Source organism: Paenibacillus sp. SJS-P3 (assembly GCF_056711585.1).
In genome coordinates this window covers 4543418-4568045 of sequence record NZ_CM160043.1, presented here as the reverse complement: position 1 = coordinate 4568045, position 24628 = coordinate 4543418, and the positions used below count along the sequence as shown (strand labels likewise).

General features: G+C 59.2%; 26 protein-coding genes and 1 riboswitch. Of the genes, 23 read left to right on the top strand and 3 right to left on the bottom strand.

All coding sequences use genetic code 11. From position 1 onward, the window contains the following. Positions 1-135: 135 nt before the first annotated feature. From prfA to AC06G8_RS20885, 4 genes are all read left to right on the top strand, one after another. Positions 136-1209, top strand: a complete 1074-nt coding sequence (gene prfA / locus AC06G8_RS20900; RefSeq protein WP_076357768.1) for a peptide chain release factor 1 — start codon at positions 136-138, stop codon at positions 1207-1209. A gap of 256 nt (positions 1210-1465) precedes the next feature. Next, entirely contained in the window at positions 1466-2512 is a 1047-nt protein-coding gene (prmC, locus tag AC06G8_RS20895) for a peptide chain release factor N(5)-glutamine methyltransferase (protein WP_480283803.1), read from the top strand. Between the two features lie 417 nt (positions 2513-2929). Then, positions 2930-3700: a stage II sporulation protein R gene (gene spoIIR, locus AC06G8_RS20890; RefSeq protein WP_480283802.1), complete on the top strand. Its 771-nt coding sequence runs from the start codon at positions 2930-2932 to the stop codon at positions 3698-3700. A gap of 325 nt (positions 3701-4025) precedes the next feature. Further along, on the top strand, positions 4026-5144 hold the full coding sequence (locus AC06G8_RS20885) for an L-threonylcarbamoyladenylate synthase (RefSeq protein ID WP_480283801.1): 1119 nt from the start codon (positions 4026-4028) through the stop codon (positions 5142-5144). Positions 5145-5473: 329 nt separating this feature from the next. Here AC06G8_RS20885 and AC06G8_RS20880 read toward each other — a convergent pair whose 3' ends face one another. Next, complete coding sequence (locus AC06G8_RS20880) at positions 5474-5797, bottom strand: hypothetical protein (RefSeq protein WP_480283800.1); 324 nt, start codon at positions 5795-5797, stop codon at positions 5474-5476. A 29-nt stretch (positions 5798-5826) separates the two neighbouring features. Here AC06G8_RS20880 and AC06G8_RS20875 point away from each other — a divergent pair, with 29 nt between their 5' ends. The 17 genes from AC06G8_RS20875 to AC06G8_RS20795 all read left to right on the top strand — a co-directional run bounded on the left by AC06G8_RS20875 (position 5827) and on the right by AC06G8_RS20795 (position 20266). Next, positions 5827-6393, top strand: a complete 567-nt coding sequence (locus AC06G8_RS20875) for a manganese efflux pump MntP (protein ID WP_480283799.1) — start codon at positions 5827-5829, stop codon at positions 6391-6393. Between the two features lie 51 nt (positions 6394-6444). After that, positions 6445-7041, top strand: a complete 597-nt coding sequence (locus AC06G8_RS20870) for a low molecular weight protein arginine phosphatase (RefSeq protein ID WP_480283798.1) — start codon at positions 6445-6447, stop codon at positions 7039-7041. 125 nt (positions 7042-7166) lie between these two features. Further along, positions 7167-7248: riboswitch (ZMP/ZTP riboswitch) on the top strand. A 167-nt stretch (positions 7249-7415) separates the two neighbouring features. Next, positions 7416-8018, top strand: coding sequence for a TIGR01440 family protein (locus AC06G8_RS20865; RefSeq protein ID WP_480283797.1), 603 nt, complete (start codon positions 7416-7418; stop codon positions 8016-8018). Between the two features lie 215 nt (positions 8019-8233). Further along, a complete protein-coding gene (locus AC06G8_RS20860; RefSeq protein ID WP_447662983.1) occupies positions 8234-9481 on the top strand; it encodes a serine hydroxymethyltransferase in 1248 nt (415 codons plus the stop codon). 332 nt (positions 9482-9813) lie between these two features. After that, a complete protein-coding gene (gene upp, locus AC06G8_RS20855; protein WP_447662981.1) occupies positions 9814-10443 on the top strand; it encodes a uracil phosphoribosyltransferase in 630 nt (209 codons plus the stop codon). 13 nt (positions 10444-10456) lie between these two features. Next, positions 10457-11602: a non-hydrolyzing UDP-N-acetylglucosamine 2-epimerase gene (gene wecB, locus AC06G8_RS20850; RefSeq protein ID WP_480283796.1), complete on the top strand. Its 1146-nt coding sequence runs from the start codon at positions 10457-10459 to the stop codon at positions 11600-11602. A gap of 187 nt (positions 11603-11789) precedes the next feature. Then, entirely contained in the window at positions 11790-12011 is a 222-nt protein-coding gene (locus tag AC06G8_RS20845; RefSeq protein ID WP_480283795.1) for an AtpZ/AtpI family protein, read from the top strand. Continuing rightward, the gene (locus AC06G8_RS20840) at positions 12004-12384 is read left to right on the top strand and encodes an ATP synthase subunit I (RefSeq protein WP_480283794.1); all 381 of its coding nucleotides are present in this window, start codon (positions 12004-12006) and stop codon (positions 12382-12384) included. The genes AC06G8_RS20845 and AC06G8_RS20840 overlap by 8 nt, the downstream gene beginning before the upstream one ends. Before the next feature lie 11 nt (positions 12385-12395). Continuing rightward, positions 12396-13148, top strand: coding sequence for a F0F1 ATP synthase subunit A (gene atpB / locus AC06G8_RS20835; protein ID WP_480283793.1), 753 nt, complete (start codon positions 12396-12398; stop codon positions 13146-13148). A gap of 100 nt (positions 13149-13248) precedes the next feature. Further along, complete coding sequence (gene atpE, locus AC06G8_RS20830; protein WP_251561068.1) at positions 13249-13464, top strand: F0F1 ATP synthase subunit C; 216 nt, start codon at positions 13249-13251, stop codon at positions 13462-13464. Between the two features lie 205 nt (positions 13465-13669). Beyond that, positions 13670-14152, top strand: a complete 483-nt coding sequence (atpF, locus tag AC06G8_RS20825) for a F0F1 ATP synthase subunit B (protein WP_480283792.1) — start codon at positions 13670-13672, stop codon at positions 14150-14152. After that, positions 14149-14697 carry a F0F1 ATP synthase subunit delta gene (locus AC06G8_RS20820; protein ID WP_049868380.1) on the top strand — a complete coding sequence of 183 codons (549 nt, stop codon included), beginning with the start codon at positions 14149-14151 and terminating at the stop codon, positions 14695-14697. Before atpF ends, AC06G8_RS20820 begins: the two co-directional genes overlap by 4 nt. Before the next feature lie 15 nt (positions 14698-14712). Then, positions 14713-16227 carry a F0F1 ATP synthase subunit alpha gene (atpA, locus tag AC06G8_RS20815; RefSeq protein ID WP_480283791.1) on the top strand — a complete coding sequence of 505 codons (1515 nt, stop codon included), beginning with the start codon at positions 14713-14715 and terminating at the stop codon, positions 16225-16227. Positions 16228-16301: 74 nt separating this feature from the next. Next, positions 16302-17162 (top strand): ATP synthase F1 subunit gamma, encoded by an 861-nt coding sequence (gene atpG, locus AC06G8_RS20810; RefSeq protein WP_480283790.1) that lies wholly within the window; start codon positions 16302-16304, stop codon positions 17160-17162. 75 nt (positions 17163-17237) lie between these two features. After that, positions 17238-18656 (top strand): F0F1 ATP synthase subunit beta, encoded by a 1419-nt coding sequence (gene atpD / locus AC06G8_RS20805; protein WP_447662970.1) that lies wholly within the window; start codon positions 17238-17240, stop codon positions 18654-18656. A gap of 24 nt (positions 18657-18680) precedes the next feature. Further along, a complete protein-coding gene (locus AC06G8_RS20800; protein WP_076357782.1) occupies positions 18681-19079 on the top strand; it encodes a F0F1 ATP synthase subunit epsilon in 399 nt (132 codons plus the stop codon). 386 nt (positions 19080-19465) lie between these two features. After that, on the top strand, positions 19466-20266 hold the full coding sequence (locus tag AC06G8_RS20795) for a tyrosine-protein phosphatase (RefSeq protein ID WP_480283789.1): 801 nt from the start codon (positions 19466-19468) through the stop codon (positions 20264-20266). 243 nt (positions 20267-20509) lie between these two features. Here AC06G8_RS20795 and ymzB read toward each other — a convergent pair whose 3' ends face one another. Next, positions 20510-20860: a protein YmzB gene (ymzB, locus tag AC06G8_RS20790; RefSeq protein ID WP_447662966.1), complete on the bottom strand. Its 351-nt coding sequence runs from the start codon at positions 20858-20860 to the stop codon at positions 20510-20512. Positions 20861-21075: 215 nt separating this feature from the next. Continuing rightward, positions 21076-21870, bottom strand: a complete 795-nt coding sequence (locus AC06G8_RS20785; RefSeq protein ID WP_480283788.1) for a YheC/YheD family protein — start codon at positions 21868-21870, stop codon at positions 21076-21078. Between the two features lie 209 nt (positions 21871-22079). Between AC06G8_RS20785 and AC06G8_RS20780 the strand changes: the two genes are divergently transcribed. Together AC06G8_RS20780 and AC06G8_RS20775 are read left to right on the top strand one after the other, a co-directional pair. Further along, positions 22080-22553 (top strand): Dps family protein, encoded by a 474-nt coding sequence (locus AC06G8_RS20780; RefSeq protein ID WP_447662964.1) that lies wholly within the window; start codon positions 22080-22082, stop codon positions 22551-22553. A 252-nt stretch (positions 22554-22805) separates the two neighbouring features. Next, positions 22806-24578 (top strand): S8 family serine peptidase, encoded by a 1773-nt coding sequence (locus AC06G8_RS20775; RefSeq protein ID WP_480283787.1) that lies wholly within the window; start codon positions 22806-22808, stop codon positions 24576-24578. The last annotated feature ends 50 nt before the right edge of the window (positions 24579-24628 follow it).

Genomic DNA, 24628 nt, shown 5'->3' with positions numbered 1-24628 from the left:
GGCGTTTTGCGGTGCACCGGGAATTTGGAATCGCCGCGCGTTTTTCCACGGCTTAACCATTTATGAATAAGTCTCACATATGGTATAATGGATGTCAGGACTTTTTTTACAGAATATCACTAGGGGTGAAGTCAGGTGTTGGACCGTTTACAAGCGCTTGCGGACCGGTACGAAAAACTGAGCGAGCTGCTGTGCGATCCTGATGTAGCCAGCGATCCCAAGCGGCTCCGGGATTTGTCGAAGGAACAATCGGATCTTCAAGGCGCTTACAGCGCTTATACGGAATATAAAGAAGTGCATGCCCAGTACGAGGACGCCAAAGCGATGCAAGGCGAGAAGCTCGACGACGAGATGCGCGAGATGGTCAAGATGGAGCTCGAGGAGCTGGGCGAGCGGCTCGCCGGGCTTGAGGAGCAGGTTCGCGTCCTCTTGCTGCCCAAGGATCCCAACGACGACAAGAACGTCATTGTGGAGATCCGCGGCGCTGCAGGCGGAGACGAGGCGGCGCTGTTCGCTTCCGATTTGTATCGCATGTACACCCGCTTCGCGGAGACTCAAGGCTGGCGCGTCGAGCTGATGGATGCGAGCGAGAACGATCTTGGCGGCTTCAAGGAAGTCATCTTCAAGATCACCGGCAAGGGCGCGTTCAGCAAGCTGAAGTTCGAGAGCGGCGCGCACCGCGTGCAGCGCATCCCGGTGACGGAATCCGGCGGCCGGATCCATACGTCCACGTCCACCGTGGCCGTCATGCCGGAAGTCGAGGAAGTCGAGATCGAGATCCACGACAAGGATATCCGCGTCGACACGTTCTGCTCCAGCGGAGCGGGCGGCCAGTCGGTCAACACGACCAAGTCCGCCGTGCGCGTGACGCATGTGCCTACCGGCATCGTCGCCACCTGCCAGGACGGCAAGTCGCAGAACGACAACAAGGCCAAGGCGCTGCAGGTTCTGCGCGCCCGCATCTATGATATTCACCGTCAGGAAGAAGAAGCCAAGATCGCCGGCGAGCGCAAGAGCAAAGTCGGCACGGGCGACCGCAGCGAGCGGATCCGCACGTACAACTTCCCGCAAAGCCGCGTGACCGATCACCGTATCGGCCTCACGCTGCATCGCCTGGATTCCGTCATGAACGGCGACATGGGCGACATCGTCAATTCCCTGTCGCTCGCCGAGCAGGCCGAGCTGCTGGAGCGCGAAAATCTCGCCTAAGCGGGATTGAGGCGGCTTTGGCTGCGGATTGCAATTGCAGCTTTAGCATCGGAATTGCAGTGCAAAGCGCATCGCGGCACAAAGCGCAGTGCACATGGCATCGCAGCATGCACAGCGCATCGTGGCACACAGCGCATCGCAGTGTACATGGCATCGCAGCATGCACAGTGGCCAACATACGCCCCAAGCCCGCCGATCGGGATGGGGCTTTTTTTCATCAATGCGCAGGTCATCACCCTTCAGGAGGCTCGAAAACATGAGCGATAACGATCAAGGCCGGGCAGCGGAGCTTTTCCGCCAAGAAGCAGGGACTTCGATCCAGGCCGCCCGCAAGCTGGCTGAAGCCTATCTGGACCGCTGCGGCGTGGAGGAAGCGGGGGACAACGCCTCCCTTTTGCTTCAGCATCTGCTCGGCTTGAACCGGGCGGAGCTGCTGCGCGACGGCCGGGAGGCGTTCCCGCCGGAGCGGCTGGCGGCTTGGGAGGAAGCCATCACCCGCAAGGGGCGGGGAGAACCCGCACAGTATATAGCCGGGGAGCAGTGGTTCTACGGCCGGCCGTTCGCCGTCACGCCGGCCGTGCTGATTCCGCGCCCCGAGACGGAGCTGCTCGTGGAGGCGGTGCTGGAGGCGGCGGACCGGCTGTGGCCGCATGCGGCAGGTTCGGCTGCCGCGGCCGGGGCATTGCCGGGCAGCGCCAAGCCTGCCGCATCCACTTTGCGGTCTGCCGGCCTGGAAGCGACGGCCGCCGCTGCTGCGCCTGTCGTCCTCGACGTCGGCACGGGCAGCGGCGCGATCGCCGTCACGTTGGCCGCGGAGCGCCCGGCATGGCGGGTGCACGCCTCCGATCTGTCTCCGGAGGCGCTGCGTACAGCCGAGTGCAACGCTCTCCGTCTCGGAGCTGCGCTGAGCGCGTTTATAGAGGGAGACCTGCTCCAGCCGTTTCTGGCTTCCGGCGGGGGAAGCATGGAGGGACTCGAAGTCGACGTTCTTGTGTCTAATCCCCCCTATATTCCGGCCGGCGATTTGCCGGGACTGCAGCGGGAAGTGAGGGAGTTCGAGCCGAGGCTTGCCCTCGACGGCGGGGAGGACGGCCTCAATCCGTATCGCGCGATGGCGGAGCAGCTCAAATCTTTGACGCGGCTTCCGTCGGTCGTGGGCTTCGAGCTGGGCATCGGACAAGCCCGGCAGGTCGCTGCGCTGCTTGAGGAAATCGGGCATTGGGACGACATCTCGATCGTGACCGATTATGGCGGCATCGAGCGCCATGTCGTTGCAGTCAGGACGATAGGCTCTGAAATGTAGAAGCCGATGCCATTTCCATGCGATCAGGGACGGAGCTGCCGCGCTGCAGCTCTGCCTTGCGTCCGGTGCTGCGGGAGTCGAGCGCTGATCATGACGCCGATCCTGCGGCTGATGCAGGAGGGTGCTGCCGCACGGGGAGATGGCAATCCGGACAGAATGCTTGGTTGCAGAGAACGGCCTTCGCAACCGAGGCTTAGGTTATAAATGGCTAGGAAAGGGCGGCTCGGGCTGTCTTCGGCACCTTGCCTCCTCGTTACAGGCCAGCCTTCCCCGATTCAAGCCCTTTTAATCTCGCAATCTTCGAAATTCAGATTCGCAGGCAAGGTATAGAAGAGCAGAGAGCGGACATACTGGAGCATAGAGACGTTCCGGAACGCAAGCGGCGGTGCCGACGGGTGCCCGAGAGGAGCTTGTGCAATGTCCGTTCATTCCTATACTTCGGTGTCCCGCCCTTATCCGTCCGCAGCTTCCCGTCCTTATTCGGCATCAGCCCATTCGTACCGGTTCCCGTTCCGCCTGTCCTACCTGTACCTCATCGTCTGTGTCGCCTTTCTGATGATGAGCTGGGAAAATGTCCGCAACGACGCCGCTCTGGCGCAAAGCTCCATTCCAAGCGAGGCCATCCGGCTGCGCATCCTCGCCAACTCGGATTCCGCCGTCGACCAGGCTACGAAGCGCGTCGTGCGCGATGCCGTCGTGCAGGCGATGAACGGCTGGGCCGCAGGGCCTCAGACGATCGAAGAAGCCCGTGCCACGCTGCATTCCCGCATGGGGGAAATCGAAGGCGTCGTAGCCCGCACGCTGCAGGATCGCGGATTCTACTACAGCTACAAAGCCGAGCTCGGCCAAGTGGCTTTCCCCACTAAAGTCTACGGCGAGCAGGTTTATCCGGCAGGCGACTATGAAGCGCTCCTTATCACCCTTGGCGAAGGAAAAGGCCAGAACTGGTGGTGCGTCCTTTTCCCTCCGCTATGCTTCCTGGACTCATCGTCCGGCGACGCGGCTCCGAAGGCAGAGGCTGCTGCTGCGGTCGCGGACAGCAAGCCGGACCGGCTGTCGAAGGCCGATGCCGGCAAATCAGCCTCGGCCAATGCTCCTGCAGAGGCAGGACAAGCCCCAGAAGCGAAGTTTTTCATCTGGGAGCTGATCGAGTCGTTCTTCTCCTTCCTGCGCGGACTCTTTGCCTGATGGGCCGGGCGGGAGCTACTCGGCGTCCGAGAAAGAATGAAAGAGGCGCCTTTGGCGGACAACGATGTCCGTTCAGCCGGAGTCCGTCTCTGCTGCCGGATGGCGCGCCATCCAAGCGGCTTGATATCTACGTTCACCCCTTATCAATGACGATGGGATCTGCCTGCCGGCGGACGCGAGCAGTCTTTGCAAGGGGTGTTTTCATTTCCTGCCCGCATGGACGGAAGGCATCGGAAGGTTGGTAACGCGGCGGCGCGAGAGGTATACTGTAGCTATATCGCCGGGGGCTTCCGCGGCAATCCCGGATGAGAAGGAATGGAACCGAATGACGACGACAAGCACGATTTATTGGAGAAGCGGAGCGGCGGGAGCTGTTTCGGCAAAAGAATTGCAGGAAGCTGCCGATCTGCTGCGTTCCGGCGGAACGGTGGCCTTTCCGACGGAAACGGTGTACGGCCTCGGCGCGGATGCCCGCAGCACGGCGGCGGTAGAAAGCGTGTTTCAAGCGAAAGGGAGGCCATCCGACAATCCGCTGATCGTCCATATCGCCGATGAGCGGCAGCTGGAAGGGCTCGCTGCAAGCCTGACGGAGACGGAGCGCGGCTTGATGAGGTCCTTCTGGCCCGGTCCGCTGACTCTCGTGCTCCCGGCGCTTCCGGATGCCGTATCGCCGCGCGTGACGGCGGGGCTGGATACCGTCGCGGTCCGCATGCCGGACCACCCGCTGGCGCTGGCTCTGATCCGCGAAGCGGGCTGTCCCGTCGCGGCGCCGAGCGCGAACCGCTCGGGCCGTCCAAGCCCGACTGCTGCCTCGCATGTGCTGGAGGATCTGGCCGGACGGATCGGCGGCGTGCTGGACGGCGGAGCGACCGGAGTCGGGCTGGAGTCGACAGTTGTCGAGGCTATCGGAGAGCGGTCGGTCCGCATCCTGCGGCCCGGCGGCGTAACGCCGGAGCAGCTGCGGGCGGCGGGGTACGCCGTCGAGTTCGATGCCGGAGCCGGCATCCCGGCCCTTGGGCAGCCGGCGTCCCGGATGGCGGTCTCCGAGACCGCTGCTTCCCAGCCGACGGCGCCCCGCTCGCCCGGCATGAAATACGCCCACTATGCGCCGCGCGGGGAGATGACCCTCGTATCCGGTTCGCCGGAAGCGGTGAGCGCATATATCCAAGCCGAGGCCGATGCGGCGTCTGCGCTGGGGCTTCGCACCGGCATTCTCGCCTACGAGGAGACGGCGGCTTCCTACCGGGCCGATGCTGTCCTAGCCTGCGGCTCTCTCGGGAAGCTGGAAAGCGCCGCCCGATCGCTCTATTCCGTTCTGCGAGAGTTCGACGAGCTTGGCGCCGAGCGGATTTGGGCCGAAGCCTGCCCGTCGGAAGGCATCGGTCTTGCTCTGCTTAACCGGCTGGCCAAGGCCGCCGGCGGCAGGCAGGTCGATGCGGGCTAAAGGCAGCTCCATCTGCGGGCCGACCTCAGCTTCACCTACTTTTCCTGATTCTTCATCGGCTATCGGACATAGGATCCGTTATTTCGTGCAAATCGTGCGTTAAAATAATTTTAACGGACATAGGATCCGCTATTTCAAGGAAAGACATAGGAAACAGCGGGTTTCTGCACAAATAGCGGAACGTATGTCCGATAATTGCAAGGAAACCGGCTTTGGGGCGAAATAGCGGAACGTATGTCCGATAAAACGGTGGGTTCCCCGCTATGTGCTGAAATCGAAGGGCTACCAACGCAATAATCCCTGCTGCTCGTATGGCTGCAGTCCATGCGTCAGACCTCGTCCCGCTCTGCGAGCCAGGTCCTGCGCGTCTGCTCGTCCCGCTCTGCGAGCCAGGTCCTGCGCGTCTGCTCGTCCCGCTCTGCGAGCCAGGTCCTGCGCGTCTGCTCGTCCCGCTCTGCGAGCCAGGTCCTGCGCGTCTGCTCGTCCCGCTCTGCGAGCCAGGTCCTGCGCGTCTGCTCGTCCCGCTCTGCGAGCCAGGTCCTGCGCGTCTGCTCGTCCCCCGCTCTGCGAGCCAGGTCCTGCTCGTCTGCTCGTCCCGCTCTCCGGGACAGGTCATATTCTCTCTCCTTGTCCGCATAAGCTGGATAGAACAAGCCAGCGTAGGTAAGGAGAGATTGCGCAAATGTTGGAAGCGGGACTGCATGAAGGACAGCTGCTCACTTTATTGATCATGGCGCTAGCTCTCGGGATGGATGCCTTTTCGCTGGGAGTCGGCATCGGAATGAGAGGCATCCGGATCCGGGACATCTTGAAGCTGAGTCTGATTATCGGCATTTTCCATGTCGTCATGCCGCTTCTGGGCTTGTACACGGGCCATTACATGAGCTTTCTGCTTGGTCACGTGGCGACGGCCGCGGCGGGAATCCTGCTCATTCTGCTCGGCAGCCATATGCTTCTCGCCGCTTGGAGAGGCGATGGCGAATCGCCGTCCTTCACGGACCACCGGACCGCGGGAGGCATGCTGCTGTTCGCTCTGAGCGTCAGTGTCGATTCCTTCTCCGTCGGAATTTCGCTGGGGATGTTCGCGGCCGACCTGATTCTCACCATCCTGCTGTTCGGAATGGCCGGAGGGCTGATGTCGGTAGCCGGACTGCTGGCCGGCCGGCGCATCGGGAGAAGCATGGGGAGCTACGGGGAAGCGGCGGGCGGGGCGATTTTACTTACTTTCGGCATCCTCTTCCTGCTGTAGGGATATCCCGGCGGCAGGGGAAGCCGCTCAAGGGAAAAGGAGAGGGAGTCCATGCGCATCTTGTTTGTCTGTACCGGAAACACTTGCCGTTCCCCGATGGCAGAGGCATTCCTGAGGGAGCTCTCGGTTGAGAGGGGGCTGCGGCTTGAAGTCCGCTCAGCGGGAGTATCGACCGTGGACGGATTGCCTGTATCGCGCTATGCGCTTCAGGTGCTGGAGAATAACGGCATCGCTCATAAGGGCGCATCGACGCCTGCGAGCGAAAGCCTGCTTGAATGGGCCGATCTCGTGCTGACGATGACTTCCTCCCATAAGCAAGCGCTTCTGAGGTATTGGCCGGGAGCTTCCGGAAAAGTCCATACCTTGAAAGAATACGCCTCACCGGGACAGGTTGGAGCGGCCGGAGAGCTGGACAGGCACTATAGCGAACGAATGATCGCCCAGTCGCTTGGCCGCCGTCCCGACGACGCTGTGGAACGGCGGATCCGGGAGCTGGAACGGCAGCTTCCCCTTCCGGACATCGCCGATCCGTACGGAGGCTCCTACGAGGATTACGCCCGCTGCGCGGAGGAAATCCGCGAGGCGCTGTTGAGCTTGCTGGAGCGTCCGGAATTCCAATCCGGATCATCCGAAAGGAATGAAGGATAGCGGGATCGGCGCGGCAGCGCGCCTTTTTTTCGGATCGCATTCATTGGGAAAAAGAGGCCTTGCAGAAGGCTTATCCATCATTGACTTTCCCTTTTCGTGTAAGCTATGATGAAAGCAAGAAACACGGTTTCCGGTGTAACTGGCGACGAAGTGGGAATAACCACGATGGAGCATCGGAACATACGGCCGGTCGCCTGGGCAGAGAGCAAGCACGCAATCTTTTTTGCGCGCGTTGCTCTCTTTGTCATTTTGGGTAGTCTCGTCTAAAAGGCCTTCGGTCCGGTATAATAGAACCGAAACGGTGAACTTGTCCTTTCTTCCGGGAGCCGCTTGCAGCGGAGACGGAAAAGGGGCTGAGACAGGAGGATGCTGGGATGACGAATGGATCGAAGCCGGAGGCGGCAATAACCGCCGGGGTCGAAACGCTTGTGCGCGAGCTCGCTGGCGGCGGATGCCTGCGGGAAGGACAGCTGCTCGTTATCGGAGTCAGCACGAGCGAGGTGCTCGGCAGGCATATCGGCACCTCGGGCAGCACGGATGCGGCAGCGGCGATATTTGCCGGCGTGGAGGCGGCGCGCAAGGAGATCGGCTTCACGCCGGTGTACCAGTGCTGCGAGCATTTGAACCGGGCGCTCGTTCTGGAGCGTGCCGTTGCCGAGAGGCTCGGACTGGAGCAAGTCGCCGCCGTGCCGGTGCCTGGCGCCGGCGGCTCGATGGCCGCTTATGCCTACCGTCACCTGGCGGATGCTTGCCTCGTGGAGACGGTGCAGGCTCATGCCGGCATCGATATCGGCGAAACGCTCATCGGCATGCATTTGCGCCGGGTCGCCGTGCCTCTGCGTCCTTCCCTGAAGCAGATCGGCGAAGCGCGTGTGACGATGGCGTTCACTCGGCCGAAGCTGATCGGAGGCTCCCGCGCCGTCTACGAGCTGCCGCCTCGGGATGATTTGTCCGGCTCTGCCGGAAGCTGCGACTGAAAGGCGAGCCTATCTTAAGCACTGATGTTCTAAGCTCTGAAGAACGAATGGTTTAAACACTGATGTTCTAAACACTGATGTTCTAATCACTGATGTTCTAATCATTGATGTTTTAATCACTGATGTTCTAATCATTGATGTTCCAATCACTGATGTTCCAATCACTGATGTTCTAATCACTGATGCATCCATTATGAGGGAGGACTTGATCCAACATGGAAAATCTCCGCAAGCAGGATCCTGAAGTATTGAAGGCAATGGGGCTCGAGCTGCAGCGCCAACGCGACAACATCGAGCTGATCGCATCGGAAAACATCGTCAGCGAAGCCGTCCTTGAAGCGATGGGCAGCGTTCTGACGAACAAATACGCTGAAGGCTATCCGGGCAAGCGCTACTATGGCGGCTGCGAGCATGTCGACATCGTGGAAGACATCGCGCGCGACCGCGCGAAGGAGCTATTCGGCGCCGAGCACGCCAACGTCCAGCCGCATTCCGGCGCTCAGGCCAACATGGCGGTTTACCTGGCTGCCCTTAAGCCTGGCGACACGGTTCTCGGCATGAACCTGGCCCATGGCGGCCATCTGACGCACGGCAGCCCAGTCAACGCATCCGGCCTTTACTATAACTTCGTCGCATACGGCGTCGAGGAAGACACGTTCACGATCGACTACGACAACCTCCGCAAGGCGGCCTTCAAGCATCGTCCGCGCATGATCGTAGCCGGAGCGAGCGCTTATCCGCGCATCATCGACTTCGAGAAGATCGGCCAGATCGCCAAGGATGTCGGCGCGCTCTTCTTCGTCGACATGGCGCATATCGCCGGCATGGTGGCCGCCGGCCTGCACCCGAGCCCGGTGCCGCACGCGCATTTCGTGACGACAACGACGCACAAGACGCTGCGCGGACCGCGCGGCGGCCTGATCCTCACGACCAAAGCCTGGGCGGCCGCCATCGACAAGGCGGTCTTCCCGGGATCGCAGGGCGGTCCTCTGATGCACATCATCGCGGCCAAAGCCGTGGCATTGGGCGAGGCTCTGCAGCCTGAATTCAAAACCTACGCCAAAAACGTCATCGACAACGCGAAGGTGCTGGCCGATTCCCTGTCTGGCAAAGGCCTGAACATCGTCTCCGGCGGCACGGACAACCACCTCATGCTGCTCGACACCCGCAACCTGAACATCACGGGCAAGGAAGCCGAGCATGTGCTTGATTCCGTCGGCATCACGGTGAACAAAAACGCCATCCCGTTCGATCCGACCAGCCCGTTCGTTACGAGCGGCATCCGGATCGGAACGCCGGCCGCGACTTCGCGCGGCATGGACGCGGACGCGATGCGCACGATCGCAGACGTCATCGACATGACCCTCCGCAGTCCGAAGGACGAGGCCGTCCTGGCCAAGGCCAGCGCCATCGTACGCGAGCTTACGGGCCGCTTCCCGCTCTATACCGATATCAAGTATTAATAGGCAAGAAACCCCCGTCCGGCGATTCTCCGCTGAACGGGGGTTTCTTTGCGTGGACAGCCGTTCAGCCGCCTTGCCCTGAGAGCCGAACGTAGTTTATCCTCCGTATGCCTGCGATGGAACCGGGTGCGGATCCGGCCGGCCAGCCTTGGAAATACGGAAGCAAGGAGACGGGGACTAAGCCTGCCTGGAGCCATCTGCTTCCGCAGCGATATTTAGCCTTCTACAATGCTTGATGCGCTCGCTCTTGGGGAATGCTATAATAGTTGGGATTATGCTCCGATGCTGTCGGAGAAAAGCAAATTTTAGCGAAATTCAGGAGGGCAACCCCCATGGGCAATCTGGTCATATGCGACCATCCGCTTATCCAGCACAAGCTGACGTATATTCGGGACAAAGACACCAAGACCAAAGACTTCCGCGAGCTTGTCGACGAAGTAGCCACGCTGATGGCCTATGAGATCACGAGGGAAATGCCCCTGGACACGATCCGGGTGGAGACTCCCGTCGCCGTGGCCGAATCCAAAGTACTGTCCGGCAGGATGCTCGGCATCGTGCCTATTCTGCGCGCCGGCCTGGGCATGGTCGACGGCATCCTCAAGCTGATTCCGGCCGCCAAGGTAGGGCATATCGGCCTCTCACGCGACCATGACACGCTGCTGCCGACGGAATATTACATCAATCTTCCTACAGACGCGACGGAGCGGCTGCTCATCGTCGTCGACCCGATGCTGGCGACCGGCGGCTCGGCCAACGCCGCCATCGAAGCGCTCAAGAAGCGCGGCTGCACCCAGCTCAAGCTGATGGTGCTGATCGCTTCTCCGGAAGGGATTCGCGCCATTCAGGAAGCGCATCCCGAGATCGACATTTACGCCGCGGCCGTGGACGAGAAGCTCAACGAGAAGGGCTACATCATTCCGGGCCTGGGCGACGCCGGCGACCGGATGTTCGGAACGAAGTAAGGGGGAAAACCGCATGGAGAAACTGAAAGTGATGACCGTCTTCGGCACGAGGCCGGAGGCGGTCAAGATGGCTCCGCTTGTGCTGGAGCTGCAGAAGCATTCGGAGCAGATCGAGCCGATCGTCTGCGTGACGGCCCAGCACCGCCAGATTCTGGACCAGGTGTTGGAGCTGTTCCGCATCAAGCCGGACTATGATCTCAACGTCATGAAGGACCGCCAGACGCTGACGGAGACGACCGTCCGCGTGCTGGAGGGAATCGAGCCCGTGCTGAAGGAAGCCCGTCCGGATATCGTGCTCGTGCACGGAGACACGCAGACGACGTTCCTGGCCAGCTACGCTTCGTTCCTGCAGCAGATCCAGGTGGGCCATGTCGAAGCGGGCCTGCGCACCTGGAACAAGATGTCCCCGTATCCGGAGGAGATGAACCGCCAGCTGGCCGGCGTTCTGTCGGACGTGCACTTCGCGCCGACGGACTGGTCCGCAGGCAATCTGCGCCGGGAGAGCAAGCCGGAATCCGCGATCTATGTGACCGGCAATACGGCGACGGACGTCTTCCAGTATACGGTGGATCCGGAATTCACCCACCCGATGCTGGACTGGGCTGCAGGCAAGCGCCTCATTCTGATGACCGCCCACCGGCGCGAATCGCTAGGCGAGCCGCATCGCAACATCTTCCGCGCCGTCAAGCGCATCGCTGATGAGTTCGACGACATCGCCATCGTGTACGCCGTGCACCCGAATCCCGCCGTGCGCGAGCCGGCGCAGGAGCTTCTGGGCAATCATCCGCGGATCAAGCTGATCGAGCCGCTGGACGTGTTCGAGATTCACAATTTCTTCCCGCATACGTATCTGCTGCTCACCGACTCCGGCGGCATGCAGGAGGAAGCTCCTTCCTTCGGCATTCCGACGCTGGTGCTGCGCGACACGACCGAGCGGCCGGAAGGGATCGAGGCCGGAACGCTGGAGCTGGTCGGCACGGACGAGACCCGCGTCTACGAGCGGACTCGCGTGCTGCTTACCGACCAGGGAACGTATGAGCGCATGAGCCAAGCGGCCAATCCGTACGGAGACGGGGCTGCGTCGGAGAGAATCGTCGCCGCAATCCTGCATCATTTTGGCAGAGGCGAAAGACCTGATCCGTTCACACAACGTTCATAGTTTTCGGGGGAAGAGCGTCAACTCCAACAACGGCACAGCATACAGTTCAACTGTATGGTTTGCCAAAGCGAAAAATCCCGTCATTTCAAGGTTTTTTTGCCCAAGTTCACGGAAAGTTTGCTATTATCAAAATTGACAAACCTTCTATCGCTTGGATAAAATAATGAGGGTTGATTGGGGACGAACCATGGCCAAAAAGGGCAAGGGAGAAGACCCGCTGAAGGCGCTTGCTCTAGTAGGCGCGCTCGGCATCGATATGGCGGTATGCACGTACATCGGTTATTGGCTGGCAGCCCGTTACGGAGGAACTCCAGGCTGGATCAGCATCGGAGTGTTCGCCGGACTGGCGGCAGGTATTGTTTCCGTCATCTTTATCGTCAAAAAGGTTCTGGAGGACAGCAATGAATGAAGTGCTCAAGATGACCAAGTCTGTGGTCATGCTGCTCGCAGCCGCGCTTCTGCTGATCTGGGCGCTTCTGCCGGATTGGCGCGCGATTGCCGCAGGCTGCCTGCTTGGCATCGCAGCAGGATCGTTCAACGCCTTCCTTCTGCGCAGGCGGGTCGCGTGGATCGGGGTCATGGCTTCCGGGGAGTCTCCCCGAAGAGCAGGCACCGGTATGGCAGGACGGCTCGCGATGGTGCTGCTCGTCGTCATGATCTGCTATCGCAAGCCGGAGGTTTTCAATCTGCCTTCAGCCCTGGCTTCATGCTTTGCGGTGCCCTTTGTTATACTGGTATGCGCTTTCTTAGTCAATCGCCGGCAAAGCCGTGGAAAGGGGTGAAACAATAAGGTATGCATAAATTTCCGGTCTACACCTGGAATGGAATTGAATTCGACATCGCGGCCATCATGGCGATCGCCATCTCCGTTCTCGTCACCTTTGTGTTGGTCAAGCTATTGACCCGTAAGCTGTCGGTCGCCAATCCATCGAAGGCACAGAACTTTATGGAATGGGCAGTTGATTTCGTCCACTCCACGATCGCCAGCACGATGCCGCTGAATCGGGTCCGCCCCTTTCTGAGCCTCGGCTTGACGCTCATCCTGTTCATCTTCATCTCCAACCTGCTGGGACTGCCGCTCAACATCGTGACCCATGTCCATGAGCCGATGTTCGGCATCACGGCTGACGACATCGCGCACGGACATGCAGAGTTGGCCTGGTGGAAGTCGCCTACGGCGGATCTCTCCGTGACAGCTGGGCTCGCGCTCATTGTCTTCCTGCTGGTCCATTTCCTGGGCATGAAGCTGAACACCAAGCATTATTTCCAACATTACTTCAAGCCTTACCCGATCTTCTTCCCGCTGAACATCATCGAGACGATCGCCAAGCCGGTTACTCTGGCTCTTCGACTCTTTGCGAACATCTTCGCGGGCGAGGTTCTGATCTCCACGATCATCATGCTGGGCTTTATCGGTACGCCGTTCATGATCGTCTGGCAGGGCTTCAGCATTTTCGTAGGCGCCATCCAGGCGTTCCTGTTCACGATCCTCACCATGGTGTACATTTCGCAAGCCTCCATTCATGACGAAGATGGTGCGCATTGATCCACAGCAGTCCATACTGATTCCGAGGACGTCCCGCACGGCCCTGGTAGGTATTGAAATAATTACATCAATCACCCAATTTAGAGGAGGATTTTAAACAATGGAAGTATTGGCAGCAGCTATCGCAGTTGGTCTCGGCGCAGTAGGCGCAGGCGTAGGTAACGGTCTTATCGTCAGCAAAACGGTAGAAGGCATCTCCCGTCAGCCAGAAGCAGCAAGCAAGCTTCAAACAACAATGTTCATCGGCGTAGGTATCGTCGAAGTCGTGCCGATCATCGGCGTCGTTATCGGCTTCCTCGCATTCTTCAGCGCCTAATACCAGCAAATTTTTGCTGAATTCGATATGGCGGGGAAGGCCGTTGCCCTCCACGCCATCGTTTTAACCAAGCCGATGCAGCGGGCAGGCCTCTGGGCTTGCGCCGCCTTCTGCTTAGCCTGTGGATTGCAGCTGCCTGCTAGAGTCGGCAGCATGCGTCCATGCAGGTTCGAACGCGATTTGGATGTGGGAAAGGAGTGCCGTTATGGATTTTAAATGGACGTCTTTTGTTATCGCAATGGGCGCGTTCCTCATTCTATACTGGCTGCTGAACAGGTACGCCTTCAAGCCACTGTTCGCGGTCATGGAACAGCGCCGCCAAATGGTACTTGAGCAGATGAATGCGGCCGAGAACAGCCGCAAGGAAGCTTCCGCCGAAATGGAAGCCCAGAAGCAAGCTCTGGCGCAAGCGCGCCAAGAAGCAAACGATATCATCGAAAAGGCTCGGATCACGAGCACGAAGCAGGCCGACAGCATCATCGACACGGCCCGTTCCGAAGCATCCCGCCTCAAAGACGATGCCGTCCGCGACATCGAGAGCGAGAAGAACAAAGCCATCGCTTCCCTGCGCAGCGAAGTCGGCAGCATGTCCGTCGCGATTGCATCCAAGATCGTCGAGAAGCAAATCGACGAGAAATCGCAGGAGCAAATTGTTGACAACTACCTCAAAGAGGTAGGAAGCAAATGAGCCGCGACACGGTAATCGCAAAACGTTACGCGCAGGCGCTGTACGATGTTGCGAGCACGCAAAACCTGGTGGCGGAAGTGCGCCAGCAGCTTGAGCTGATTGCCGGAGCCTTGGCATCCGACGGAGACGTATCCCGTTTCCTGTCGACGCCTGGAATCGAGCCGTCGGTCAAGCTGGACATCATCAAAAAAGCAATCGGGGACCGCGTGTCCTCTATTGTTCTGAATACGGTCACGCTCCTGATCGAACGGGGCCGTCAGTCGGCGGTCGGCAGCGTCAGTGAAGCCTATGGCCGAATTGCCGACGAAGCCTCCGGCGAATCGCGCGCGACCGTTTATACGGCGGTCGCGCTCAGCGAAGCCGAGCTCGCGAAGGTGCTCCAGCAATTCGGAGTTATCTCGGGGCGGCGCATCATCGGCGAACAGGTCGTCGAGCCTTCCCTTCTGGGCGGCATCAAGGTCCGCATCGGAGACAAGATCTATGACGGATCCCTCTCCACCAAGCTGGATCGCCTGAGCAAGCAAATCAATTCCCAAGCACTGTAGACAGGGGTGAAGAAGTTGAGCATCAGACCTGATGAAATCAGCACGCTGATTAAGCAGCAGATTGAACAATATAAATCCGAGATCCAAGTCGACGAGGTCGGAACGGTTATCCAAGTCGGCGACGGCATCGCTCGCGTGCACGGCCTTGAGAACGCTATGGCCGGCGAGCTGCTCGAGTTCTCCAACGGCGTTGTAGGCATGGCGCTCAACCTTGAGGAGAGCAATGTCGGTGTCGTTATCCTTGGACCTTACACGGATATCCGTGAAGGCGACCAAGTGAAGCGCACGGGCCGCATCATGGAAGTACCTGTGGGCGACGCCCTTCTGGGCCGCGTTGTCAACGCTCTGGGCCAGCCGCTTGACGGCAACGGTCCGATCGCGACGACGGCTAGCCGTCCAATCGAATCGCCGGCACCGGGCGTCATGGCCCGTAAATCCGTATTCGAGCCCATGCAGACGGGCATCAAGGCGATCGACGCCATGATTCCGATCGGCCGCGGCCAGCGCGAGCTCATCATCGGCGACCGCCAAACGGGTAAAACGCAAATCGCGATCGACACGATCGTCAACCAAAAGGGCAACGGCGTGGTCTGCATCTACGTCGCTATCGGTCAAAAGCAATCCACGGTTCGTACGGTTGTCGAATCCCTCCGCCGCCAAGGCGCGCTGGATTACACGATCGTCGTAACGGCGAGCGCTTCCGAGCCGTCCCCGCTGCTTTACATCGCTCCTTACACAGGCTGCTCCATGGGCGAGTACTTCATGTACAACGGCAAGCATGTTCTCGTCATCTACGATGACCTGTCCAAGCAAGCCGCCGCTTACCGCGAGCTGTCCCTGCTGCTTCGCCGCCCACCGGGCCGGGAAGCATATCCGGGCGACGTCTTCTACCTGCACTCCCGTCTGCTGGAGCGCGCGGCCAAGCTGAACGACGAGCTCGGCGGCGGATCCCTTACGGCGCTTCCGTTCATCGAGACGCAAGCCGGGGATATCTCCGCTTACATCCCGACGAACGTCATCTCCATCACGGACGGACAGATCTTCCTGGAGGCCGACCTGTTCTACTCCGGCCAGCGTCCGGCTGTCAACGTCGGTAACTCCGTATCCCGCGTAGGCTCCTCCGCTCAAACGAAGGCGATGAAAAAGGTAGCCGGCACGCTGAAGCTTGACCTTGCCCAGTACCGCGAGCTGGCGGCATTCGCCCAATTCGGCTCCGATCTGGACAAAGTAACCAAGTCCCGCCTCGACCGCGGCGAGCGCACGCTGGAAATCCTGAAGCAAGGCATCAACCAGCCTATGCCTCTGGAGCGCCAGGTGGTCTCCCTGTTCGCGGTAACGCGCGGCCATGTGGATGATATCCCGGTTCAGGACGTCCGCCGCTTCGAGGGCGAGCTGCTGAGCTTCGTGGATGCCAACAAGCCGGAGATTCTGACTTCCATCCGCGATACCAAAGACCTCTCCTCCGACAACGAGAAAGCTCTTGTAGCTGCCATCCAGGACTTCAAGAAAGGCTTCTCCCGTTCGGTTTAATAGCAAGGAACGATGATGCCGGTCCCCGTGCCTGATTATGGGCATGGGGCCGATAAGTAAGGTGGTGAGTACTAATGGCAAAAGGCATGCGGGAGATCAAGCGCTCGCTCAAGAGCAAGCAGAATATGAAGCAGATCACCAAAGCGATGGAAATGGTCGCTGCGGCGAAGCTTCGCCGCGCGCAGGAGGCGGCATTGTCGGCCCGTCCTTACACGGACAAAATCCGCGAAGTCGTCTCCAGCATCGCCGCCGGCGCAGGCAGCATTCGTCATCCTATGCTGCAGTCGCGCGAGGTGAAGCGCACAGCTTACCTGATCGTGACGTCGGACCGCGGACTCGCTGGCGGTTACAACATCAACGTACTGCGCAAGCTGTCCAATACGATCGCCGAGAAGCACCGGTCCAAGGACGAGTACGAAATCCTCGTTGTCGGCCGCAAGGGCAGCGCCTACTTGACGCGCCGCAGCATGAACATCGCCGAGGAAGTGACGGGAATCTCCGACTCCCCGAAATACGGCGATATCAAGCCGGTTGCCTACAAAGCCGTTCAAGGCTTTGAGGAAGGCCGTTATGACGAGGTCTATATCGTCTACAACCGCTTCATCAATGCCATTTCCCAGATTCCGACGATGAAGAAGCTGCTGCCGTTGAGCACCGATGAGTTCACCGGTTCTGCGGCGCAGTACGAGTACGAGCCGGATGCGGAATCCGTGCTCAGCGTCCTGCTGCCCAAGTATGCCGAGACGGTCGTGTACAGCGCGATTCTCGAAGGCAAGGCGAGCGAATTCGGTGCCCGGATGACGGCAATGGGCAATGCTACGAAGAATGCGACGAAGCTCATCGGCGAGCTTACGCTCTCTTACAACCGCGCGCGTCAGGCCGCGATCACCCAAGAAATCGCGGAGATCGTCGGCGGAGCAAGCGCCCAGCAATAATCACACGCAGAAGAGCAGGCTGCGGCCTGCTTCATAGATGCACGTGCAACTATCTTTACTACAGGAGGGACCCCCATGAGCAACGGTCGCGTTGTCCAGGTACTGGGACCGGTTGTCGACGTTGAATTCGACAACGGCCATCTGCCAGAAATCCTGAACGCAATTAAGATTGAACAAAAGGCCCAGAACTCTTCCGAAAAAGACGTGAAGCTGACTCTCGAAGTGGCCACCCACCTCGGAAACAACACAGTTCGCTGCGTCGCGATGTCCTCCACGGACGGCCTCGTGCGCGGTACGGCTGCTGTTGATACCGGCGCGCCAATCACCGTGCCGGTCGGACCGGCTACGCTCGGCCGCGTATTCAGCGTTGTCGGCGATCCGATCGACAACAACGGAGACGTAGACCGCAGCATCACGCTGCCGATCCACCGTCAAGCTCCGGTATTCGAGGATCTGTCCACGCAGCAGGAAGTTCTGGAAACCGGCATCAAGGTCATCGACCTGATGGCTCCGTACGCCAAGGGCGGCAAAGTCGGCCTGTTCGGCGGCGCCGGCGTAGGCAAAACGGTAACGATGCAGGAGCTTATCCACAACATCGCTTCCGAGCACGGCGGTATTTCCGTATTCGCCGGCGTAGGCGAGCGTACTCGTGAAGGCAACGACCTTTACCACGAGATGAGCGAATCCGGCGTTATCGAGAAAACGGCCATGGTATTCGGCCAGATGAACGAGCCTCCAGGCGCGCGCCTTCGCGTAGCCCTGACCGGTCTGACGATGGCGGAATACTTCCGCGATCAAGAAAACCGCGACGTGCTTCTGTTTGTCGACAACATCTTCCGCTTCACGCAGGCGGGCTCCGAAGTATCCGCGCTGCTCGGCCGCATGCCGTCCGCGGTAGGTTACCAGCCGACGCTGGCAACCGAGATGGGCCAGCTGCAAGAGCGCATCACTTCCACCAAGAACGGCTCGGTTACGTCGATTCAGGCGATCTACGTTCCTGCCGATGACTACACCGACCCGGCTCCTGCCACGGCGTTTGCCCACTTGGACTCCACGACCAACCTGGAGCGTAACATCGCCGCTATGGGTATTTTCCCGGCTGTCGACCCGCTGGCATCGTCCTCGCGCGTCCTGACTCCGGAAATCGTCGGCGAAGAGCACTATCAAGTAGCTCAAAGCGTGAAGAAGCTTCTTCAGCGCTACAAAGAGCTGCTCGATATCATCGCCATCCTCGGCATGGACGAACTGTCCGAGGAAGACAAGCTCGTCGTGCTTCGCGCACGCCGCGTCCAGCTGTTCCTGTCGCAGCCGCTTCACGTTGCAGCAGCGTTCAACGGCATGCCTGGTCTGTCCGTACGGATCAAGGATACGGTCCGGGGCTTCAAGGAAATTCTTGAAGGCAAGCATGATGATCTTCCGGAACCAGCGTTCCATAACGTCGGAACGATTGAAGACGCCGTTGCCAAAGCGAAGAAGCTCGCTCAAGAGGTTTAATCCTCGGCGGATGGAGGTTATCGTATGAGCACCTTACTGCTTGAAATCGTTACGCCGGAGCGTACCGTATATTCCAAAGATGTGAACATGGTCATCATCCGCGGAGTAGAGGGCGAGATGGGCATCCTGCCTAATCACGTTCCTACGGTTACGCCTCTGAAGATATCCGCCGTTACGGCGAAAATCGGCAGCAATTATGAAAACATCGCGGTGAGCGGAGGCTTTGCCGAAGTTCGTCACGAGAAAGTCGTCATTCTGGCCGAAAGCGCCGAGCTTCCGGGCGAAATCGATGTTGACCGTGCTGAGCTGGCCAAGAAGCGCGCTGAAGAGCGCATTCGCAACCGCAACAAGGAAACCGTCGATCATCATCGTGCGGAGCTTGCGCTTCAACGTGCGCTCAACCGTCTGAACACCAGAGGTTGATCCCGTCATCAGAAGCCCCTCCCCGTTATCTACCGATAACGGGGAGGGGCTTTTTTGCTTGGTTGAATGGAAAATAGTGGAACTTAAATGGAATCGGGCTCCGTTCATGGCTAGATTGTTCATCCTGACCGGTATGTGGACCGGGATATTCAGCCTTCTTAAGAATGATGCCAAATAGAGATAACAAGAGAATTGAGGATTGCCGCAAGTGATGTATGACCGAAAGTCGGATGACAATGAAGCCAAGGGTGGATGACGATCGTCTCTGTAATCAAGTATGATAATGACATAAGCAGCAGCTTTATTCCATGCACCGAGCACCAATTGCCTATATCACGAACAGTTTACATTCTTTACATCATGACAGCGGGGAGAGTGCTCAAGGAATGATTGATATCCATACCCACATCCTTCCCGGCATCGACGATGGGGCCAGGAACGAGGAGCAAGTGCTCGCCTTGGCGAGAGCTGCGCAGCTTGAAGGGATCACCGATATCGTCGCTACTCCTCATCACGCCAACGGAGCTTATTGGAATACGGCAGCCGACGTGCGAGAGCTGACGCGGCGGACCGGAGAGCTGCTGCAGCAGCATGGCATTCCGATTGCTTTGCATCCGGGCCAAGAGATCCGTGTCCATGCGGAGCTGCTCGACAATTGGGAGAAGCGGGAGCTGCTGACGCTTGCGGATACCCCCTATATGCTGCTTGAAATGCCGACCGCGGAAATTCCTTCCGGAATGGCCGAATTGGTCTATGAGCTGACGCTTCAAGGGGTGCGGCCTGTCATTGCCCATCCCGAACGCAATGAGCAGGCCATGCGCGAGCCTGCTCTTCTGGAAGAGCTCATCTCGCTGGGGGCTTGGGGACAAGTGACGACGCATTCGCTGCTGGGACTGTACGGAAGATCGATCGAGAAAGCTTCCTGGTCGATGATGCGTTCCGGTCTCATCCATCTCGTCTCCTCGGATGCGCATCATGCGGAGCGCCGCGGATTTCGCTTGGCGGCGGCCTATGCCGCCATCGCCGAACGGCTCGGGGAAGACTGGAAAGCTTATTTCATGCAAAATGCTGCCTGCCTGCTCGCAGGAGACGACCTGCTTGGGGCGGAGCAGCTGCAGGCGGCGGAGGCTTCGGGCGGAAGGCCCCAAGGATTGCTGCGAAGCTTGTTCAGCCGGCGGGGGCGCTGAATGGAAAGTTCGATTTTGCATGAAACGAACCTTTGATTCGAATAGCAGCCTGCTGCCAAGCTGGTCGGCGTAGACGGGGTGCTTGTCGCCGCGGGCTCACTCGCCGTGTCTGCCGCTCTCTCTCCATATGCCGCGCCTGAGAAGACACGCCGGGCGGGCAGCGGGAATGGAGGGCAAAGCGGGCGCAGCCCTTTGAATAGGCAAAAAGCTTTGGGCCGCCAGCAGCCCAAAGCTTTTTGTGGTTCAGTCGGCCGAAACGGACGGCTGGATGGAATAGGTAGCCCGCTTCGTCTGCACCCGGATTTCTCCGTCCTGTTCAATGAGGGAATCATCCGCTTGGAGTGGAATTTCATAGGAGTCGCCCGGCACGGGCTCACGGCCCTTGTCGGTGACGATGCTGGCGGAACCGTGCAGCAGCAGGATGGTTCCCGACACATAATCATCCGGAGAAGGATTATGCAGCAGCTCCGCTCCGCTGAACGTCATGCGGACCTTATCCCAATCTCCGTCTTCCTGCTTGACGATATCGACATCCTCGCCCTTGCGGGCTTCCAGCAGCTCCAGCAGCCGGCTGACATTCATGGCATCCGACATGGACCATCTCCACCTTTCTGGTGAAATGTACGGCTGGGACATCCTGCGATCGGCTGCATGACGCGCCGCAGATCGCCGAGTCTGACAACAAGCCGCCTGATTGCGGTTTATTCGTAGAGGCTCTTCTGTTCTTTATTTACAGCAAATGCCTTGAAATGAAGCAGCCGAACGACCGTCAAGGCAGGCGCGGGCACGCGGATAGCGGACTGGCGCACTCAGTCGTCCTTGCGTCCATAGCTGCGGGCGAAGCTTTTCATCCGGTTGTAGACGGCTCGGTTGATCTTTTTGAAAGCCCCGTACTGGGGATGGTTCGTATTGACCTCCAGCACCCACAGCCTTTTGCGCCGATCGATCGCGAAATCGATTCCCATCTCGCGCATGCCGCCGTAACGGCGGGACAGCGACTTGGATATCGTCAGTGCCGACTCCTCGATGAACTCGTTTTTGGCGCGGGCACGGGCGGCTCCCATTCCTTGCATTTCCCAGAGTCTGGACAGCGAGTGAAGCTTGGCACCCTGATGGGCGTTGGTCACGATGCGATGGGGCAAGGCCACTTTGGCTATCAGAGCCGTGCAGGTCCAGGGTCCTTTGGGCTTGCGCTGCACCATGGCGCGGATATCGTATGGCTTGCCGTCGACTTGATCGAGCTGAATGCCGCGCTGGATGATCAGCTTTCCGGATTTTCGGGTTTTCCGGATATGTTCGTACACTTGGTCGAGATTCCTGAACAAGCGGGAAATCTGCTTGCGGGAAATCACGGAGGTGAGCTTATACCCTCCCCGTTTGCGGCGGAGCTTATGGATTCCGATGCCCAAAGAGCCTATATTCGGCTTGATATACAGAATTTCATAGCGCGAAGCCATTTTTTTCAGCTGCTTGCGGGAAAAGGCGGCCGTCCGGGGAACAAAGTGCGCCGTAGCCGGATCTTTGCGCAGCATCCGGCACACTCGAAGTTTTCCCCAAAGGGTACGGGAATTATAGGTTTTGACGTACTTTTTTATTGTTGGCATACTGCTTGATCACCTCTCCCCCTACCTTATGCCTGCAGGCTTGGACGGACGTGTGCGGATGACATGCTCCTGGCTCAAAAGGCGGATAAGGAACAGGCATGCTGCGCAAGCTGATTTCAGGCGGGCCTGTTTGTCCCGGCCCGGATCGGGTAATGAGAAGACATGAAGCCTGATTTTAAGGAAACGAAATTTGGAAGGGGAATGTAAAAATGGCAACTCAAACCGCCAGCCGCGGCAAAGCGGCAAAGAATACGAAGACGCAGGATGCGCTGAACCGTCAAGTAGCTTCGATGGGCGTGCTGTACATGAAGCTCCATTCCTTCCACTGGAATGTGGCCGGCCCTAATTTCTATACTCTCCACGTCAAGTTCGAGGAGTTCTATAATGCCGTCACGCTCATGTTCGACGAAGCGGCGGAGCGCCTGATCGGAATCGGCGGCAAGCCGGTATCCACAATGAAGGGCATGCTGGATTTGTCTTCCATTAAGGAGGCGACGGAAAAAGAAGATGCCGAAACGATGGTGCGGAATCTGATCGACGACTTCAATACCCTTGCCGAGGACATGAAGGTAGCTGCCGAAACGGCCGAAGAAGAAGACGATGCGGCGACGGGCGATATTCTGACCGGCATGGTGGAGCAGCTTGACCAGCACCGCTGGATGCTGGAGAAGTTTTTGGCGTAGCCGCCGCGCCTTACGGAATGCGAACATGTGCAAGTAGGCCCTTCGGATTTCCGGAGGGCCTGTTGTTGTATCCATTTTGTGAACGATACAGGAATAACGCCTTCCGGCCCGAATTATTGATAGAATGGATAAGCGAGTTAATTCCTTCTGCACATCATGCGCTTCGCGCTGCCCCCTCAATTAACTGCTGAAAAGCAGGGATAGATGCGCGCGGGCGTCATAGGATAGATACGAGCAAAGGATTTGAGACTTATGAAAGCAAGGATTCAAGCTCACGCCGCCCATAGCCGCGCGCTCAGATGCGGCCATGCCGCGGCTCTTCTTGCGGCCGTCACCCTGGCAGCAGCCCCGTCCCTTCCGCCCGGCAGTGCGAGCGGCATGGCGGCGAAGCCGGACGGCGAGGCCCGGATCCAGCAAGAAGGGCCGGCAGCTCCCAAGGCGAACGATCCTGGCTTGGCGAAGCAAGCTTTCCTCAATCAGATCGGAGCCAACAAGGCCTGGAAGCTGGTTACGGAGCAGACATCCATTACGATCGCGGTCGTAGATACAGGCGTTGATCTGGATCATCCCGATCTTCAGCCCAATCTGCTTCCGGGCATCAATCTGCTGAGGCCGGATGAGCCTCCGCGGGACGACAACGGCCACGGCACGAGCGTCGCGGGCGTCGTTGCGGCAGCGGGCAACAACGGCAAGGGAGTGGCGGGAGTCATCTGGAAAGCCCGCATTCTTCCGATCAAGGCTCTCGACCATAACGGCTATGGCGACGAACGCCAGCTTGGCGAAGGCATCCGCAAGGCAATCTCGGAAGGAGCCCGCATCGTCGTATTGTCCGTAGGTCTATACCATTCATCGCCATACATGAGGGATATCGCCGCCCTGGCCGAACAGAAGGGCGTGCTTCTTGTTGCCGCCGCTGGGAATGACGGCCGCCGCTTCGGCCGCCGCGCCGCCGTGAAATATCCGGCTGCCTACCCGACTGTGCTGGCCGTAGGAGGAGTCGGTCCCGACGGACTTCCGGACCCGCGCTCCAACCAGGGGCCGGAGCTGGACATCGCTGCTCCGTGGAAGGTGTATACGACGGCTGCGGGCGGCGGATACCATTACGTGGAGGGCACCTCCATGGCTGCTCCCCAGGCGGCCGCAGCAGCAGCGCTGCTATGGGCGAAATATCCGTCGCTCAAGCCTTATCAGATTCGTTCCATGCTGCGCCAGACGGCCAAAGACGAAGGAGGAAAGGGATTCGACTATGGAGCCGGTTACGGCCTTCTGAGAATCGATTCCGCTCTTGCCGGGCGCTATAAGGATGATCCGCATGAGCCGGACGACTCGGCCAAGGCAGCCGCGGTGCTTCCTCTGGGCAAGCAGCTGTCGGGACAGCTTTCCGGATCCGGGGATCAGGATTGGTACCGTCTGGAAAGCCCGTACGACGGCAACGTCAGCCTGGACTATACCCAGCTCACATCTCCCGGCGCCAGTGCGGCCGCCGTCCGGATCGAGCTGGAGGAAGCGGGGAGCGTCAAGAAAATGCCGCTGAAGCTCCGCAACCATAGGCTTGAATGGCACGTCAGAAAAGGAACGAACCGGCTGATGCTGCGACTCGAGCCCGGAAGCGGTGCGAAGCAGGTTCCCTATCTGCTCTCGACGCGACTGCGCATGCTGCCCGACAAGGGAGAGAGCAATGATGCGGCAAGCAAAGCCTATCCTTTGGCAGACCGTTCCCTCGAGTTTCAAGGAACCTTCCATCAAGCGGCGGATGTGGACTGGTATTCGATCCGGGTAGCCAAGAAAGGCACGATGAGGCTGCAGGTGGAAGCAGGCACGATGCGGATGGATCCGGCCTTCGCCTACCGCAGGGCCGGAGGAGAAGCTCTGGCTGTGGACAGCAACGGGGAAGGTGTAGCGGAAACAAGTCCGCTCATTCCAGTCACCCCGGGCACCTACGAAATCAAGGTATGGGATGCGGGGGAAGACGCGGCAGCGCCGGCAACGGGCTACTATACGCTCAAGGTGACGCGCGGCGGCTGAACATGCCGCTTGCGGCGGCAAAAGAGGAAAGCCGCGAATACATAGACGGA